Raw genomic sequence first — 17,768 nt, forward strand, 5'->3', positions numbered from 1 at the left:
TTGGGCAAGATGAATGGAAGGAGGTAGCGAACGGGAAGCGCAAGACTCGCTCAACCGGAAAGGGAAGACGGAAACAGGTTCGAACTGGTTCGGAGGGGTGTGACTTCTTTGCTTTACTTGGCGCGCGAAGCATGGCTGCGGGTTTCCCGCACAACCATGCCTGGCCGAAGCGGTTTTAGAACGGAAGCTGGTGGTCTAGGGTCTGAATCGTCAGGAGACGGAGATCGGTGAACTCTTCGATTGCGGCGCGTCCGCCAAAACGGCCATAGCCACTGGCCTTGATGCCGCCGAACGGCAACTGGGCTTCAGTGTTTACCGTGGGGCCGTTAACGTGGCACAAGCCCGATTTGATCCGTTCGGCGACCCTGAGCGTACGAGCGATATCGCTGCCGAACACGGCCGCGGCCAAGCCGTACTCGGTATCGTTTGCCACCCGAATCGCTTCTTCGACGCCTTTGACCCGTATCACTGAAGCAACGGGGCCAAACGATTCTTCGGCGTATATGCGCATTTCAGATCGCACGCCATCCAGTATGATCGGATCAAGAATGCTTCCGTTGCGGGCCGGGGTGGTAACCAGACGAGCCCCTTTATTTACTGCGTCGTCCACCAGTTCCTGGACGCGGTCGGCAGAGGTTTCGTTAACGAGCGAACCCAATGCGGTTGTGCTGGTGCGAGGGTCGCTTGCTGCCAGAGTGGCCGTTTTTGCGGCAAGGCGTGAAACGAAATCGTCGGCGATCTTTTCGTCGACCACAATACGTTCGGTGGACATGCAGATTTGGCCTTGATGCATGTAGGCGCTGAACACCGCGGCATTGACAGCTTGGTCAAGGTTTGCGTCTTCCAGCACGACAAGAGGGGCTTTGCCGCCCAGTTCGAGCAAGGCCGGTTTCAGATGCCGGCCAGCCAGTTCGCCGATAATGCGCCCCACCCGGGTCGAGCCGGTAAAGTTCACCCGACGCACGGCCTCGTGGGCGATCAAGGCTTCGACGATGGCGGGCGCCGATTTTGAGTCATGCAAGATCACATTCACGACCCCGGCGGGGAAGCCGGCATCGACAAACAGTTCTCCGATAAGATGGTGGGTTGCAGGGCAAAGCTCTGAACCTTTCAATACGACAGTGTTGCCGCAGATCAGGGGCATGGCGATGGCGCGCACACCTAGAAGCAGAGGGCCGTTCCAGGGAGCCATGCCCACGACGACGCCGGCCGGCACGCGGCGCGTAATGGCCAGCTTGCCTGCTTGGTCGGACGGAATCTGCTCGCCGGTAACCAGGGTTGCCAGCGCGGCGGATTCGCGCAGCACATTCACCGAGCCATGCACATTGAACTCGGCCCACGCGGTGGTGGCGCCGGTTTCTTCAATAATGGTTTCGATGAACTGATCGGCCCGTTCGGTAAGTAGTTCAATCACACGCGCAAAGAGGGCGCGCCGATGATTGGGGCCGGTGCTTGACCATTCGTCAAATGCGGCGGCGGCGCAATCGATGGCGGCGTTGACGTCTTCGACCGTGGCCGCCGCGGCGCGCGTGGCGATCTGGCCGCTCAGCGGACTGAGGCGTTCAAAGTATGCACCGTTGCCTGCTTCGCGTAAATCCGCGCCGATGCGAAGTTGTACCTTTTTCATCCTGACCCCTTATAGTTTTGAAACGCGTACTTGGAGAATCGCTGCCTGCCCGCCTTTTACCGCGGCGAGACAGCGCTGGATAGCTGCTTCAGCGTCGGCCGGGTCGGCCAGCACTTCGCCGTAGGCCCCGGCCGACTCGGCCAGCTTGGCCATATCCGTATCGGGAGCCAAGATCGCCGAGAACTGATCCTGCTGGTTGGCTTCGCCGTCTGGATACATTCTTAGTGTGGCTTGCTTCACAGCGGACCAACCCGAGTTGTCGAGCACGACGGTGAGTATCGGAAGGTCGAACTGTCTGGCCACCGCATAGACCGAACTGGGATTCGAAAAATAAAACGTTCCGTCGCCGATTATCTGTACGATGTTGCGGTCCGGGCGGGCCAGCTTCATGCCCAAGGCCGTGCCACCCGAGTAGCTCAGGCCGCCGCCCGACATGCCCATAAGCGTCCCCCCTTTTGTTCTGGGTATTTGTTTGAACACGGGTAAGACGTTGCGGACCGCTTCATTGAGCACGATGTCGTCTGCGTCCAGGAGTTTTCCCAGGACCGCGCATAAGTAGTGCGGGTTTATCTGCCCCTCGGCGCCGGGATCAGCGGCAAGCTCTTTATCGGCGGCGGCCTGTTGGGCGTGCTGCTCGGCCAGCCCGGCCAGGCGCCTCTTGGCGCGTTCCAGGAACTCGGGGGTAGCCGTTCTGCGGAGCTCTTCAAGCAGCTGGCTTAGCAGCTTGAAGCTGTCGCCTTCGACACGCAGCTGCGTGGGAAAGCTCCACATCGGTATATCTCTTTTGCTGGTATCGACGTCCAGCTGAGCCCACCAGGTGTCAGGGTTCTCTTGGGTGTACTTGGGGATCCAGGGTACGTCTACATCAACCAGAAGTCCGACGTCGACGTCTTTGACATAAGGGTCGGGCTGGTAGCCGGCGAAGCAAGGCGAGTCTCGGCGGATATTGAGATAAACGGGATTGAACTCGCATACGCGTATGCCGGCAAATTGCGCCAGTTCGTCGATGAGGCCGGGTGTTTCGGGGTTACGCCCCGCATACGCGGTAACCAGCAACGGGTTCTCGGCCGTCAGGAGACGTTGAGCGATTTGCCGGATGGTTTCGGCGTCGGCGCCGCCAGCCTTCGAAGGCGGATTGCGCTTAAGGTCGACGGGACGTACTTGGTCGGCATCGTGCGTAGCGGCCAGGATTTCGCGCGGCAGCATGAGATACGAGGGTCCCATGGGGTCGCTTTGCATCACGGTGTGCGCACGCGCCAGAACCTCTTTCACCACTGCGGGCGACTGCAGGGTGTATTCCCACTTTACATAGGGGCGCACGACCCCGGCTTGGTCAAAAGGCTCTTGTATGAAGTGCACATAGGTGTCGCGGCACCCGGGGAGTTCGCCGTAAGTGCTGAAAGGCGCTCGGCCGGCCATGAGCAATACCGGTATCCGCGTGCGAAAGAGGTTGTGCAGCCCCATCGCGGAATTTGCCGTGCCGGAGTCGACGTGTACCAGTACTGCCTGCCCCTGCCCGGTCGCGACTGCGTAGCCGGCTGCCATATGCACCGCCGTGTTTTCATGCGGACAAAGTATGACCTCGGGATGACGCAGCCCTGCTTTCTTCCATCGAGCCATTTCCTCGATGATGGGCGCATGGTCAGTGCCCAGATTGCAGAACAGGTACTCGACCCCGAGCTCCATTAGAGCTTCAAGAAAATAGTGCGATGCCGTTGGAGATTGCGTATTCATAGATTGAGGAATTAAGTATGAAAGGCGTAAACCCCGCGGGAGTTCACGAGAACTGCTTGCCATGATCTGGCAATATTTTTCCAATACGTCGGTTTTTATTGTCCATCTAACGGACATTCAAATCATTATATTTTGTATGAGAGGGTGCGGTCAATCGTAATTTTTCTAATAGAACTAAGAAAAATGGCTATTTACATGGAAGGAGGGGGTTTCTTGTATCCCTGGCTTCCATGAAAACTTGTTTTTATTGACTGCTCTGCGGACATTTTTAATTGTTATTTTCTACACGGAGGCCTCGGTGGAAAAGATTATGGTTGACGCCGTCGCGAACATGCCGCCCACGCCATGGCACACGGATATCCTGGGATCGGCCAGTTGCGCGGGCGCGCGCCCGCGCAACTGGCGCACGCTTTCCTGCATGGCGTACATGCCGTACATACCCGAGTGCATATAACTTAGGCCGCCGCCGTTGGTGTTGACCGGCAGGCTCCCGCCCGGCGCAGTGTTGCCTTCGGCGATGAAGCCCGCCGCCTCGCCTGCGGCGCAGAACCCCAGTGCCTCCAACCCGTACAAGGGAAGGTGGGCAAAAGCGTCATAGATCATCACGTGATCGACGTCTTTGACGCAGATGTTGGCTTCCGAGAACGCTTGGGCTCCCGAGCGCTTGAAGGCTCCTGACGAGGTCAGGTCGGGCATTTGACTAATAAGCGGGGACTCCGAGCTTTCGCCGGTTCCTATGACATAGACCGGACGTTCCGCCATGTCTTTGGCTTTCTCGGCTGCAACCAGAATAAGAGCGCCTCCGCCGTCGGTAAGCGGGCAGCACATGGGACGCGTAAATGGATACGCGATCATTCGAGCCGCCAGTACTTCTTCGACGCTGATTTGCTCTTTATACAAGGCTCGCGGGTTCTGCGCGGCCCATTTGCGTTGTGCCACGACAACGTGGGCCAAGGCCTCCAGGCCCAGCCCATGTTCATGAAGATACTTGAGCACCGGCAGGGTGAACATCGTGGGCGAGGAGATGGCTCCGAAGGGGGCTTCGAACTGTCCGGCCAGACTGCTGGGCGGCGGCGGCCAGGGGAGTCCGGTTGCCGCTATGCGTGATTTACCGCTTTCGCCGTGGGCGACCAGCACGGTCTTGCATAGTCCCGAGGCAATGGCCGCGGCGGCATGGCGGACATGCATCAAGAAAGAGCAGCCGCCGACGGAGGTGCCGTCCAGCCAGGTGGGCTGTATTCCCAGGTAATGCGCCAAGCTGGCTGGGGCCTCTCCCGCTATGGCAATCCCATCGATGTCGCTCAGGCTGATGCCGGCGTCGCGCACGGCGTTCAACGAGGCATCCGCTGCGATGCCAAGTTGGGACAGGTCTTCAATGACGCCCATGTTTGTGGATTCGGCTGCGCCGACAACTGCTATACGTGCGTTCATTTGTGCTCTGCCGGTTCGAAAAGAGGAAGGGAAACTTCGTCGTTCTGCCTTTGGAAGACCACTCGAAGCGGCATGCCTATGTGTAGCGAATCGGGTGAAGGCGCGCAGTTGATGATGTTGGTCATCATTTGGGGACCTTCGTGAAGAGCGACGATCGCGACGATATAGGGGGCTTCCAGTCCGGGTGCGGGCTTGGCGCTGATGACATAGCTGAGCAAGGACGCTTTGCCGGTGGATTGGGTTACCAATACCGAGTGTGAGCCGCAGTTTGGGCAAAAAGGGCGGGGTGGAAAATAATGCTTTGAGCAGTCATTGCACGCTTGCAATAGCAGTTTTTCTTGGCTGATGCCGCTCCAGAAGTGTTGAGTTTCAGGGGTGGCTTTGGGTAGAAGGCGAGACGAGGATGGGGGGGAGTTCACAGCTGCTCCGTAATGTGGCATTGATGCTGTATTTCATCAAGAACCATGCCGGGTCATTGATTAGTCATCCGTGGTGTCCGCATCCCGGGCAGTTGGGTAAGCGCTTTTTAGCACGTCGGGCATCCGGCTTACGCTGCGCCTGTGCAGCAGTCAAATCATCTTACTCAAGGCTTAACGAAATCGTATGGAAAAAACTCTGGACTCTAAAGTTGTGGTTGTTACGGGCGCGGCTCAAGGGATAGGTCGTGCCATTGCCAGGCAAGCGGCTGCGGCCGGCGCAAGGGTAGTCGTCGCGGATATCGCTAAATCGAAGTCCACCGATGCGGATTCGGGATGGCTTGCCGATAGTGTCGTGCGGGAAATCGTCGCAGAGGGCGGTACCGCGGTGTCTTCCTCCGAGGATATCTCCGACAGCGCCGCGGCGGCGCGTATTATCGAGCAGGCTGTCGACACCTACGGACGTATTGATTGTGTCGTCAATAATGCGGGAATTCTGCGTGATCGGATGTTCTTCAATATGGAGGAAGCTGAATGGGATGCCATCATCAAAGTACACCTGTATGGCTATTACAACGTGTCGCGCGCGGCGGCTCCCCATTTCAAAGCGCAGAACTCCGGCAGCTATATTCACTTCAGTTCATCTTCAGCGCTAATAGGCAACTTGGGCCAGGCCAACTACGCCGCAGCAAAAATGGGCGTGGTGGGGCTTTCTACCGGTATCGCTCTGGATATGCAGCGTTTCAATGTGCGATCGAACGTGATTGCACCGTGGGCCTGGAGTCAATTGATCGAAAGCGTTCCTATCCGCACGCCCGAGCAGGGTGAGCGGATGCGCAAGCTCAAAGAAAGCATGAAGGCCGAGCATATCGCGCCACTGTGCGTGTTCTTGGCAAGCGATCTGGCGGCGTCTGTTTCGGGGCAGGTTTTTGGATCCCGCGGAAATGAAGTCTATCTATTCAGTCAGCCACGCATCATCCGGTCTGTACACAAGTCGGACGGCTGGGACGCCGAGAGTCTGGCGGCTACCATGCTGCCGTCGTTCCAGGATGATTTTATTGCTCTCAAGTCGCATCGCGATGTCGTGAGTTGGGACGTTATCTGAGCCGGATCATGATTAATCTGGAAGTCATTCGCAATTTGCCGGAAACAGAAATACCGGTGGACTACACCGAAAAGGACGCAATTCTTTATGCCCTGAGTATCGGACTTGGGCATGATGTCGAAGCGGAGCTTGAATACGTCGTTGACCTGCGGCTCAAGTCGACGCCGATGTTTGCTTTGATCGCCGGACATAACCTGCCTTGGCTGCGGCAACCCGAAACCGGCATAGACGTCAGGAGAATGCTGCATGGAGAAACCAGCTTGACGTTGCACAGGGCATTGCCGGCAGCGGGCCGTGTCATTGTGCATGGGCGCATCTCCGGGGTCGTGGATCGTGGGCCGGGCAAGCATGTGTCCGTCTATTTTGAACAGCGTCTTCTTGAATCCGGCACTTCCGAGCACCTGGCCACCGTTGGGGGCTGTTTCGTGTTTCCGGGCGCTGGTGTGCGGGCCGACGCTTCAGGCAGCCAAGCCAAGGCGGCAAGACCGCCCGACAGGGACGCCGATGTTGAGCTCGAAGTCTGCATTCCCTCCAATGCGGCGCAATTGTATCGGCTTAACGGTGATCGGAACACATTGCATGTCGATCCGGAAGTGGCCCGACGGGCAGGATTCGAAAAGCCTATTTTGCACGGCCTGTGTACCTTCGGCTACGCAAGCACGGCATCCGTGCGGGCGCTATGCGGCCATGACGCCCAGCGCATCAAGCATATCCAGGGGCGCTACTCGACCCCGATCTATCCAGGCGAGCGCATGCGCACTCAGTTCTATCAGCTGGGCGACAGCGAGTACGCCTTTCGCTGTATCGCCGTCGAGCGCAACGTGACAGTGCTCGATGCTGGTCAACTTATATTGCAAAGCGGACGAGGCTAATTGTGTATATCGGAACCTATGCACGGAAAGTGCCCAAGAAACCCGCTGTGATTGACGCCGAAACAGGCTCATTGCTGACTTATGAACAACTGAACGCGGAGTCGAACCGGGTTGCGCGCCTGCTGCACGAGCGCGGGCTGCGCCGCGGCGATCAAGTCGCCATTTTTATGGAGAACCACCTTTCGTATATGGCGGTGATCTGGGCGGCGCTGCGTTCGGGGCTGCGCGCCGTGCCCTTGAATCGCTATTACAACGCCGAAGAGGTGGCGTATGTGGTGAACGACTGTGGCGCCAAAGCCATCTTTACGACGGCGGCCCAAGGAAATGTCGCCAAGGCGCTGCCGGGTCAGATTCCCGGCTGTGGGCACTTATTCGTGATGGATGGCGATCTTCCGGGGTGGGAGCGTTACGAGACAGCCCTTGCGCTCCAGAGTGCTTTACCTCCGGAGGTCGAGACAATGGGCGCCGTGATGTCTTATACCTCTGGAACCACGGGCCGGCCCAGGGGCGTTCTGCGCCCCATGCCGAACGTACCCGCCTCGGCAACATGGGGGGGCTGGATCGATACCGGGGAGCTCTTCGACATTGATGAGAACACCGTCTATCTGTCTCCTGCGCCTTTCTATCATGGGGCGCCCATGCGGTTTTGCCGTGCCGTCCATATGGCCGGAGGCACCTTGGTGTTCATGCGAAAGTTCGACGCCGAGCAGGCATTAAGACTGATCGAGCACTATCGTGTCACGCACTCTCAATGGGTGCCTACAATGTTCGTGCGCATGCTGAAGCTGGACAGGAGCATACGCGAACGATACGACCTGTCGTCGCATCGAATAGCCATTCATGCCGCCGCTCCATGCCCCACCGATGTAAAGCACCAGATGATTTCGTGGTGGGGGCCTATAGTGCATGAGTATTACGGCGCTACTGATAGCGCAGGAATCACATCGATCACTTGCGAGGAATGGTTGCAACATCCCGGTTCGGTGGGACAGGCAGACCCCGAACGCGTGAAGGTGTGCCGGGACGACGGCTCTGAAGCAGCAGCCGGAGAACCCGGCCAGGTGTATTTCGTTGGCGAGCCCGAGTCGCTCCCACGTTACTTGAACGATCCGGAGAAAACTCGTGCTTCGCGCCACCCCGAACATGACAACTGGGTCACCGGGGGAGACATAGGTGTCATACGCGAAAACGGCTACCTGTACTTGACTGGCAGAAAGGCCTTCACGATTATATCGGGAGGCGTCAATATCTACCCCCAGGCGATCGAGGACGCCCTGATCGAACATCCCTTGGTGGCCGATGCCGCGGTGTTTGGCGTCCCTAACGAAGAGATGGGCGAAGAGGTGAAGGCCGTGCTTGAACTGGCGCGCGGAGTCGAGCCGTCAGCCGATCTGGTCGATCAACTGACGGTCTATTGCAAAACACGTGTGGCACGATACATGGTGCCTCGGTCTTTCGAGTTTGTTGAAAAGCTGCCTCGAACGGAAACCGGCAAGCTCATGAAAAAAGAGATGCGGGACGCTTACTGGCCGGACCAGGTCAAATAGCGGCTTCCAATGCGCTATAGCGGCGCTGGAAGTACATCAGCGCAGGTCCTTGGTGCCCTTCGTGAATGGCTTCCACCCGCGCCAGGCATACGCAGTGCGAGCCGACCTTCTGTGTCTCGAAGATGCGGCAATCCAGGGCGATGAGGGCGGATTTCAAGACCGGGGCGCCGGTCGACAGCTGATACCATTCTCCGGAACCGAATCGATCATTGCCATAGACGCCCGAGCGGCCCGCAAAGGTATCCGCCACGGCGTTGTCGCCGGCGCGCAGAACATTGATGCACAAAAGCCCATTTTCGCGCAGGGTGATACCGGCCTGGCTATTGCAGTGCACGCAGACGAGGACAGTGGGCGGTTCGTCCGAAACAGAGCACACAGCCGTGGCGGTAAAGCCGGCGCGTCCCCCTGTGCCGTCGGTGGTTACCACATTCACGGCGGCGCCAAGACGCGACATCGCGTCACGAAAGGATGTGTTGGAAACCATTTTTCTCTCCTGGCGTGTCTCGTTCAGGCGGCTGTTCTCGCCGCGTCTTCTTTCATGCGATGGCGTTGCCCGAAGATCGGACCGAACATGCGATCGGCGACCTCGCGATCAAAGAGCCACGGGAAGTAGTCAGGCGCATGGTTGAACGAGGCTGCGAACCTTTGAGCCACTTCGTGGTGATCGTTTGCGGCCTCGACGACGTCATGCATGTGGGGGGTGAAGTCGAGCATCCGGTTCGACCATTCTGTTGTCAGGCATCCGCGTTCACGCCAGAAGCTTTCGAAGGTTTCCTGCATCCAGCCGCGGTCGAAGGCTTGGTCGCCGTGAGCCAGAATGCGCTGCAGGTAATGCCAGGCGGCTTTGCTTGCGTTGTTCGAGCCCTGGCCTGTCAGCGGATCGTTAAGCATGACGACGTCACCGATGCCCAGCACGGCGCGGCCCGAAGGCATGGTGGCCACCGGCTTGCGCACGGTGGGCGGGAATCGGCCGGTCAGTGTTCCATTGGCGTCGGTCAGTTCGATCTTGGCGCAGCGCGCGGCCTCCCATGGGAAGAAGCGCTGGAGTAGTTCTTTGCTTCGCGCCAGATGTTCCTGCGGGGAGCCGACGTCCGACCAGCTGTCCATCGGACCGCCCACAATGCCCTCGAAGACCATGATTTCGCAGGGGCCGCTGGTTGTCAGCGCGGGCATCACAAAGTACTCGCCTATGCCGGGAGCCATGCTGAAACAGTTTCCGCGCACCGGGGTGGTGGGCTCCATGCCGGTGACGTAGGTCAGCGCCAGTGCGCGTTGCGGTTTGTCATGAATAGAACGCAGGGCGTCGCGCTCGAAGAGCCGGCCCACTTCGCCCTTGCCTGAGGCAACGATGACCAGGTCATGTCTCTGCGCGAGCGCGTCAATGTCGGCAACCCCCGCCTGGTGGATCTGCAGGACGCCGCCCAGCCGTTCGAATTCTTCCATCCAGCGGGGAATCTTGACTCTCTGACAGATGGAGTTTCCGTAAGCCGGCCGTATCGCACGCCAGTTGACGTCTCGTCCTCCGTCATCGGTACGACGCGAAAACTCGAAGAACTCGATTTTTGGCGCCTCTTCCTCCCAGAAGTTGAGACCCAGGGCGCGTTCATGGTCCAGCCCCGTTTTCTGCATGCCCTGGCTGGAAAGGATCCGGCCGTTCTTGATCGCATCGGCGTCTCTGTCGGTTACAACGCACACCTTGTAGCCATGCTGCAGCAGTCCGATACCAAGTTGAAGGCCGGCGTGGCCGCCGCCGATGATTGCAATCGATCGCATATTGATGTCTCTCCTATATGTGGATGCCTGGCGTGCTGCTCGAATATGCAAAGCAGAAGAACACCACGCCAGCGAAAACTGAACGCAAATAGCCATGCGTTCTGCGCGGGGTCGGTCCTGCGCAAAGCGATTAGCCATAGCCGTATGATGGCGCGATTTGCCTGTTATTTATCAGGAAGAGACGATGAAGTTTTCGCTCGACTATCGTGCACCGTATGCAGCATCCAATAGTTGCGAGCGCAGCCACGCGACGCCGATGTCTGTGTCGGCTTGTTCGTGCCAGACCAGCGAGTAAGGCCAAAGCACCTTGCCGCACGGGTCATCGTGGATTTTCAGGTCGAACGCCCGAGCGGCCGCTTCGGCCAGCCGGCGGGGCAGCATGGCAATGACGTGCGATTGTGAAACGATAGGGCCGATTGCCAGGGGGTGGGGGACAACTGCCGCTATGGTGCGGCGCAACCCATGCTTGGCAAGAACCCCTTCGAGCCCCGCCGAGTCTCCGATGTGCGCGTTTCGGCGGATTCCCCGATCGGTGGCGGCCGCTCCGGATTTAGTCGAAGGGGGGGTGTCGACAAGGCGCACCACCACATGCGGATAGGTGGCAAGATCGTGGATGCCTAGCGTCTGCGCCGGATGATCTTTGCAGGTGACGAAGACCTGCTCGGTTTCTTCGAGTAGTTCGGTGCGAAACCTGGAAGGAATCTCAACAAACGTGCCGACGGCGAGATCGATGCGTCCGGCGTCGAGTTCCTGTGCGATGTCCATACCATGCAGAGACACCACGTCGACACAGACGGATGCATTCTGCTGGACCAGGCGTTTTACCAGAGCCGGCATCAGCAGGGCGCCGGCGTAGTCGGTGCCGGCGACCACAAAGTGCCGATTGCTTTGCCGCGGGTCAAAGTCGCGGTTTTCGAGCGCGAGCCTTAATCGTAAAAGCGCGTCTTTGACCGCAGGAGCCAGCTCGATCGCAAACGATGTGGGGCGCATCGTAGAGCCATCCCGCGTAAAAAGCTCGTCGCCGATCGAGGCCCGAAGGCGCCCCAGCCCATGGCTGACGGCGGATGGGCTAAGCGAGACCCTTCTGCCGGCCGCGACGACACTGCGCTCGGCCATTACCGCATCGAAGATGCGCAGGAGATTCAGGTCAAGCGCCGAGAACCGAACCCTGCCAGCGGTGGTCGTGTCGTCGGGAGCGGGCGAGGGCTGGTCGTGGTTTTGCCGATGCGATGTCAAGATTCCTCCAATACGATTGAAGGCTTTGCGCCCCTGACCGTGATATTACGAGCTTTTGAAGCGTTCTGCGCCCAGAAGGCCTTGCTCCGGCCCCAGCGCCAGATAGCCGCCATCCACGGCAAGCTCGGTGGCGGTGGTGAACCGTGCCTCATAAGATAGCAAAAACGCCACGGTATCCGCTACTTCAGCGGGGTCGGCCATTCTGTTCAGCATGTGAAGAGGCGCCGCCGCTGCGTCCGCCGCGGCGCGATCGCCGCCAGTGCGCCGATCGAATGTCGCCGACCATACCCACCCAGGAGACACGGAGTTGACGCGGATATTGTCCTTGGCAAGATCGGCCGCGGCGTTGCGCGTCAGCTGTAGTATCGCTGCCTTGGTGGCGGGATAAACCCAGCGGTTTGCTTGCGCGATGTGGCCGCTGATACTGCCGAAATTGACGATGGCCCCGCCCCCTCGTTTGATCATTTCAGGGGCAACTGCCTGGATCAGCATGGCGGTGCTTGCCACGTTGGTATTCAGTGCGGTCAGCCAGTCTGAGCGGGGCGACTGCATGCCGGCGTCCAAGTAGACCGCAGCAAGGTTTACCAGAAAATCGATGCCGCCCCAATGTGTCACCGCTTTGCTGACGCAATGGCCAATCTGGGCGTCGTCCTGCACATCGGTCTTGCAGAATGCGGCGCGTGGGCCAAGTTGTTTCGCGGCGGATTCGCCTCCGGCTTCGTCGATGTCGGCAAGCAGCACGCAGACTCCTCGTTCGATCAGCCCGGCGACAACTTCCCTGCCAAGCAGGGTGGCCGCACCGGTAACTATTGCCACCTTGTTCTCAAGTCCTCGCATGTTCGTACTCCTGATCCTCTATGGAAGTAGTTGATGTTAAGGCCAAGCTAAGCTGAGCGGCGATGATATTTTGGCAGTCGCCGCGTGCATGATGTGCAGCATGTTTCGTATGAGTAGTGTCCATGCGCTTGCCGTAGGCCGCCATTGGGGTGGATTTTCGGCTTCTTGCCCGCCAACCGGACAAGTGCGATAAGTCGGCTTCATGAGGTCTCGCAGCGAACTAAGCTCTTCGTTGCCATTGTTAAGTGAGGAGAATTCAATGCGTGTATTAATAAGAAAAATGCCATCCCTGTTCGCCGGTGTGGTCATGGCGGTGAGCTTCGGCGCCGCGCAAGCCGAAGAAGTTGTGCTGCGAGCGGTTAGTGCATTTGCGTCTGGCACGGCCGCGTCGGGCGCGTTCGAGAAATTTATCGAGAAGGTGAATGCCGAGGGCAAAGGCCTTGTTCGTATCGAATATCTGGGTGGTCCCCCGGCCATGCCGCCGTTTGAAGTGGGAAGCGCTGTTAGCCGGGGAGTGGTGGATATCGTGAACGTCGCGGGCGCGTTGTATACCTCGATGCTGCCCGAGGCCGATGCGCTTAAGCTGGGCGAGCTTACCCTGGCCGAAGAGCGTGAAAATGGCGCATGGGACTTCATCAACCAGTTGCACAACGAAAGAATGAATGCATGGTATTTGGCCCGTGTTGGCGAGAATTTACCCTTGCATTTGTTTCTGAGCCGAGAAGTAGCCGAACCAGACCTGAGCGGTTTGACGATTCGCGTCACGCCGGCGTATGCCGCGTTCTTTCGGGCGCTCGGCGCCAATGTTGTTCAGACTGCTTCGGGCGAGGTATATACCGCACTGGAGCGAGGAGTGGTGCAGGGTTATGGATGGCCAATTATTGGCATATTTGATCTTGGCTGGCAGGAAGTAACCAAGTTTCGGGTGGATCCGGGTTTCTACAAAGTTGATGTCAATATGCTGGTCAACCTGGACCGGTGGAAATCTCTTGATGACAATCAAAGAGAGTTTCTGACCCGCATGGCGCGCTGGATCGAGGAAACCGACTTCCAGGACAACATTGTGTTGAAAGAGCAGGAGATTCGCAGACAGGCCGACGCTGGCATCAAGGCAATCGCTTTCGAAGGCGCCGCGCGCGAAAAATGGCTAAGCACAGCACGCGAAGCGGCCTGGAAGCAGGTCGTGTCCCAGTCAAAGGAAGGGGCAAAGCTGCGCACCCTTCTTACAAAATAGAACAGGGGATGCCGACGCATTATGCGCTACTACGATCGATTTCTTGATTTTTGCGGTACCTTGACCGGGATGCTGATACTGCTCATTAGCATCGGTATCGGTGTCGATGTGTTGATACGCTGCGTGCAGGGTCAGAGCATTTACTGGATGATAGACCTTGTCGAATATGCATTGCTGCTGATGACGTTTCTGGGCGCTCCATGGGTGCTTCGTCATGGACGTCATGTCGCAGTGGATATTGTCCTGATGACATTGCCGCATTACGTCCGGGCCTGGGTTGTTCGTGTTATGGCGGTCGTGTGCGCCGCAATTTGCGGTTTCATGGCCGTCGTTGGCGCTGAGGCGGTACTGGAGTCCTACGCGCGCGGTACCCTGCTATTCAAAAGCCTTGTGTTTCCAGAGTGGTGGATCCTTCTTTTCATGCCGATCAGCATGATGATGTGTTGCGTGGAGTTTGTTCGTCAGGCTCTCGGACGCGGCGTCGAAATTGAACGGTCGGATTCCGAAGGAGAGGGCATATGACATGGCTTTCGTCGTTGATTCTGCTCGGAGGAGGCCTGGGTGCGCTGCTGATAACCGGAATACCGGTTGCGTTGGCTTTCTTCGGCATCAACCTTGTCGGCGCCTGGGTATTTTTGGGCGGGGAGCCCGGCCTGATGCAGGTGGTACGTAACAGCGTCGGCTCCGTGGCCAATTACACTTTGGCGCCCATCCCTCTTTTTATTTTGATGGGCGAGGTTCTGTTGCATACCGGGCTTGCCTTTCGCGCCATCGATGCGATAGAACGCTTGATTTCTCGTGTTCCGGGGCGAATGCCGTTGGTCGCGGTGGCAGGCGGTACGGTGTTTGCCGCCTTGTCTGGTTCCAGCATCGCCAATACGGCGATGCTGGGTAAGGCCTTGCTGCCCAGTTTGCTTGGGCGGGGGTATCACCCGACTTTGGCGATGGGGCCCATCATGGCCACCGGCGCCATTGCCATGTTGATACCGCCCTCCGCACTCGCGGTTCTAGTGGGTAGCCTGGCAGGCATTTCAATAGCGAAACTGCTCATCGCGGGCATCGTTCCGGCCCTGATGCTGTCAGTGCTATTTGCGGCTTACATTATTGTCAGGGCCATACAGCGCCCGCAGGACGCGCCGGCTGAACAGTATGCCTCGATAACTTTCCGCGAACGCATCGGGCCATTTCTGCTGTACGTGGTTCCGCTGTCCGGTATTGTCATTGTGGTGGTCGGTAGCTTGATCGCTGGTTTGGCCACTCCGACCGAGTCGGCGGCATTGGGGGCGCTGGCGACGATGCTGGCTGCCATGCTGTACCGTAGTTTCACCATGGCGGCCATGATGCGCGCCCTGCATGAAACCGCAATGACGGTTGTGATGATTATGTTTATTATCGTTGCATCGTCCTCGTTCAGTCAGTTGCTTACTTTCTCGGGCGCCAGCCACGGTATCGTGACGGTGCTTCAAGCATTTGACCCGACGCCGTTCAAGGTCATGTTGGGAATGATGTTGATTCTGCTGGTACTGGGTTGTTTTGTGGACCAGGTCAGCATGGCAATGATCACCATTCCTATCTTTTTGCCAGTGGCGGCCGCTGTGGACATCAATCTGTTGTGGCTAGGCGTTATTTATCTTCTGGCAATGGAGGTCAGCTTTCTTACGCCGCCCTTCGGATTGTTGCTGTTCGTCATGAAAGGTGTGGCGCCACCCCATCTTTCCATGAAAACCATCTATTATGCCGCCGCGCCGTTCGTCATGCTTGAGCTGTTCGTGCTGGCCGCTGTGTTGCTCTTTCCAGAGCTTGGCCTTTGGCTGCCCTCGTTGATGACGGAATAAGGACGTGATGAGGTATTACTGATAAAGCCGGCTGACAGCCGGCTTTATCAGTGAAGAATGACCATATGGTGGACAGAATAATCAATATGAAAGATAATCCACTAAAAAACATGCCCTCGACGCAGTGAAGAAGCCCCTTTCCTTTGTTACTCGGCTTTTTCGGTGTCCTTGCCTTGACAGGGGGTATAAGCATTAAGGAGACATGATGAACGACTCTACTATCCGGAGTTTCCGGCGTGGACTAGAGGTGCTAAAAGCCTTGAACACCCGAAACTACCTCACCGCCCTCGAAATTAGCCGAGCTTGTACCTTGCCCAGGTCGACAGTGTATCGAGTGCTAGAGACTTTGATGCAGGCAGGGTACGTGGTGCGCGATGATATTACGGACGTATACAGCTTAACAAGCGAGGTTACCAAGCTGTCCAGCGGATATGGTCCTAGCGCTCATGTCATCGAAATAGCCAAGCCCTTGCTGAAGGCGTTCAGCGACGAAATCTGTTGGCCTTCGTATATTCATGTGCTCGAGTCAGATGTTATGGTTACGCGTGCTATCTTCCGTTCGCCGCGGGCGCTGACCTACCCGCGTATCGGAAAAAAACATCCCATCGCCAGCAGCGCCCCGGGCCGGGCTTATCTTGCAAGTTTGGAAACGGATGAACGCAGGCGCTGGATACAGTCTTCGCCCGAGGTTTCGCCCGTGACAAGTGGAAACAACTGGGATCTATACAAGCTTAACAGCCTGATTCGGGATGCGGGTATCTTGGGGTGCGGGTTTCGGGACGAAGGCCTTGTGCCCAGAACCTGCTCGATCTCTTTGCCGATCCGATGCGGCGACAACGCTGCGGTGTACTGGACCATTGTCATGATGAGCGCGGTAATCACAGCTGAAAAAGCCGTTTCGAACTATTTGAATGAGGCCAGGGCGATAGCTGTCCAGATCGAGCAGCTTGCGCATACCCGTCAGCCTCATACGCTGTGATGCCCGCAATCGTCACCTGTAATCTGAGTCTGCTCAAAGCGTCAAGATGGTCCGTATGCCTATGCCTTCGCGCAGGTCTTCAAGCGCATCGTTTATCTCTTCCAGCGGCCGCTCTTTGGTAATCAGCCCGCCCAGATTCAACTCTTTGCTGCAGCAAAGGTCGAAGTAGTGCGGCAGGTCTCTTTGGGCGTGACAGTTGCCCAGATATGAGCCCTTGATCTGCAGCTGTCTCAGCACCATGTCAAGCGCTCCCACAGCAATGGGCTCGGTGGGTTTTGCAACGCCGATCATTACAATCGTGCCGCCTTTTCGTACCAAGGCGGCCGCCAGCTTCAAGGTTTCAGGGCTGCAAACGCCATCGAATATATAGTCGAACCCCACGCCTTCGGTCAAGTCTTGGCAAGAGGCCTGCAGCCCATCGGCATGGCTGTCAAAGGTTATGTGCGCTCCAAAGCTTTGAGCCTGGCTGCGTCGTTCGGCATGGAGGTCCAGCCCGGCGATGGGTTGAGCTTGAGCGATGCGCAGCGCCTGGATTGTCGACAGACCGACGGCGCCCAGACCGATCACCGCGGCGCTGGCCCCCTTGGGCACGGCGGCTACGTTCGCCACCGACCCCATGCCGGTTTGAACGGCGCAGCCCATTACGGCGGCATGCTCCAGAGGGATGGGGTCCGGAATCGGCACGACACCTTCGCGTTCTACCAGTACATACTCTGCGAAAGCCCCCAAGCGCAAGCCCCGGGTGACAGGTATGCCGCACAGCCGGACGCGCACGTCGCTGCCGGTGGGGCCGGCTACAAGAGAGGGACTTACCGCCTTGGCGCATAGAACTGGCTGGTTGCGCAGGCAGTAGTAGCAGGCGCCGCATGAAGGCCGCATCGACACTACGACGCACTGCCCTAGGGCAAGGTCGCTAACGCCGGTGCCTACGGCCGCTACGGTGCCGGCCGCTTCGTGTCCCAGAATCGCCGGTACGGGGTAGGCCATTTTTCCGTCGGCCAGCCCCAAATCGGTGTTACAGACGCCACAGTGCGAGATTCGAACCAGCACTTCGCCGGGGCGCGGATCGTCGATTTCGGCGTCATCGACCAGGACTAGGGGCTGTCCAGCCATTTCAAGAATGGCTGCTCTCATCTTTCTCA

General features: G+C 58.0%; 16 protein-coding genes. 7 read left to right on the top strand and 9 right to left on the bottom strand.

What is annotated here, in order from left to right; genetic code table 11:
• Positions 1-175: 175 nt before the first annotated feature.
• From C7440_RS12035 to C7440_RS20190, 4 genes are all read right to left on the bottom strand, one after another.
• Entirely contained in the window at positions 176-1,627 is a 1,452-nt protein-coding gene (locus tag C7440_RS12035) for an aldehyde dehydrogenase (RefSeq protein WP_116518704.1), read from the bottom strand.
• 9 nt (positions 1,628-1,636) lie between these two features.
• Complete coding sequence (locus C7440_RS12040) at positions 1,637-3,424, bottom strand: thiamine pyrophosphate-requiring protein (RefSeq protein WP_207775405.1); 1,788 nt, start codon at positions 3,422-3,424, stop codon at positions 1,637-1,639.
• 219 nt (positions 3,425-3,643) lie between these two features.
• A complete protein-coding gene (locus C7440_RS12045; RefSeq protein ID WP_116518706.1) occupies positions 3,644-4,792 on the bottom strand; it encodes a thiolase C-terminal domain-containing protein in 1,149 nt (382 codons plus the stop codon).
• Complete coding sequence (locus C7440_RS20190; protein ID WP_116518707.1) at positions 4,789-5,232, bottom strand: Zn-ribbon domain-containing OB-fold protein; 444 nt, start codon at positions 5,230-5,232, stop codon at positions 4,789-4,791. The genes C7440_RS12045 and C7440_RS20190 overlap by 4 nt, the downstream gene beginning before the upstream one ends.
• Positions 5,233-5,395: 163 nt before the next feature.
• On the opposite strand from C7440_RS20190, the gene C7440_RS12055 reads away from it, so the two are divergent.
• Genes C7440_RS12055 through C7440_RS12065 form a run of 3 tightly spaced genes read left to right on the top strand, consistent with a single transcriptional unit; the run spans position 5,396 to position 8,732 of the window.
• Positions 5,396-6,313, top strand: a complete 918-nt coding sequence (locus tag C7440_RS12055; RefSeq protein ID WP_116518708.1) for an SDR family oxidoreductase — start codon at positions 5,396-5,398, stop codon at positions 6,311-6,313.
• An 8-nt stretch (positions 6,314-6,321) separates the two neighbouring features.
• Entirely contained in the window at positions 6,322-7,185 is an 864-nt protein-coding gene (locus C7440_RS12060) for a MaoC/PaaZ C-terminal domain-containing protein (RefSeq protein WP_116518709.1), read from the top strand.
• Positions 7,186-7,214: 29 nt separating this feature from the next.
• On the top strand, positions 7,215-8,732 hold the full coding sequence (locus tag C7440_RS12065; protein WP_279305865.1) for an acyl-CoA synthetase: 1,518 nt from the start codon (positions 7,215-7,217) through the stop codon (positions 8,730-8,732).
• Here C7440_RS12065 and C7440_RS12070 read toward each other — a convergent pair.
• From C7440_RS12070 to C7440_RS12085, 4 genes are all read right to left on the bottom strand, one after another.
• Positions 8,725-9,216 carry a flavin reductase gene (locus C7440_RS12070; protein WP_116518711.1) on the bottom strand — a complete coding sequence of 164 codons (492 nt, stop codon included), beginning with the start codon at positions 9,214-9,216 and terminating at the stop codon, positions 8,725-8,727. The genes C7440_RS12065 and C7440_RS12070 overlap by 8 nt on opposite strands.
• Before the next feature lie 23 nt (positions 9,217-9,239).
• Positions 9,240-10,505, bottom strand: a complete 1,266-nt coding sequence (locus C7440_RS12075; RefSeq protein ID WP_116518712.1) for a styrene monooxygenase/indole monooxygenase family protein — start codon at positions 10,503-10,505, stop codon at positions 9,240-9,242.
• 201 nt (positions 10,506-10,706) lie between these two features.
• Entirely contained in the window at positions 10,707-11,741 is a 1,035-nt protein-coding gene (locus C7440_RS12080) for a LysR family transcriptional regulator (protein WP_116518713.1), read from the bottom strand.
• Between the two features lie 45 nt (positions 11,742-11,786).
• On the bottom strand, positions 11,787-12,578 hold the full coding sequence (locus tag C7440_RS12085; protein ID WP_116518714.1) for an SDR family oxidoreductase: 792 nt from the start codon (positions 12,576-12,578) through the stop codon (positions 11,787-11,789).
• Positions 12,579-12,837: 259 nt separating this feature from the next.
• Between C7440_RS12085 and dctP the strand changes: the two genes are divergently transcribed.
• The 4 genes from dctP (at position 12,838) to C7440_RS12105 (ending at position 16,626) form a co-directional block, all read left to right on the top strand.
• Positions 12,838-13,812 carry a TRAP transporter substrate-binding protein DctP gene (gene dctP, locus C7440_RS12090; RefSeq protein WP_116518715.1) on the top strand — a complete coding sequence of 325 codons (975 nt, stop codon included), beginning with the start codon at positions 12,838-12,840 and terminating at the stop codon, positions 13,810-13,812.
• A 21-nt stretch (positions 13,813-13,833) separates the two neighbouring features.
• Entirely contained in the window at positions 13,834-14,334 is a 501-nt protein-coding gene (locus tag C7440_RS12095; protein WP_116518716.1) for a TRAP transporter small permease, read from the top strand.
• A complete protein-coding gene (locus tag C7440_RS12100; protein WP_116518717.1) occupies positions 14,331-15,647 on the top strand; it encodes a TRAP transporter large permease in 1,317 nt (438 codons plus the stop codon). Before C7440_RS12095 ends, C7440_RS12100 begins: the two co-directional genes overlap by 4 nt.
• A 202-nt stretch (positions 15,648-15,849) precedes the next feature.
• Positions 15,850-16,626, top strand: a complete 777-nt coding sequence (locus tag C7440_RS12105) for a helix-turn-helix domain-containing protein (RefSeq protein WP_116518718.1) — start codon at positions 15,850-15,852, stop codon at positions 16,624-16,626.
• Between the two features lie 33 nt (positions 16,627-16,659).
• Here C7440_RS12105 and C7440_RS12110 read toward each other — a convergent pair whose 3' ends face one another.
• A complete protein-coding gene (locus tag C7440_RS12110) occupies positions 16,660-17,760 on the bottom strand; it encodes an alcohol dehydrogenase catalytic domain-containing protein (RefSeq protein ID WP_243410916.1) in 1,101 nt (366 codons plus the stop codon).
• Positions 17,761-17,768 lie beyond the last annotated feature (8 nt).

Origin of the sequence: Pusillimonas noertemannii (assembly GCF_003096595.1) — a bacterium.
Lineage (GTDB): Bacteria > Pseudomonadota > Gammaproteobacteria > Burkholderiales > Burkholderiaceae_B > Pusillimonas > Pusillimonas noertemannii.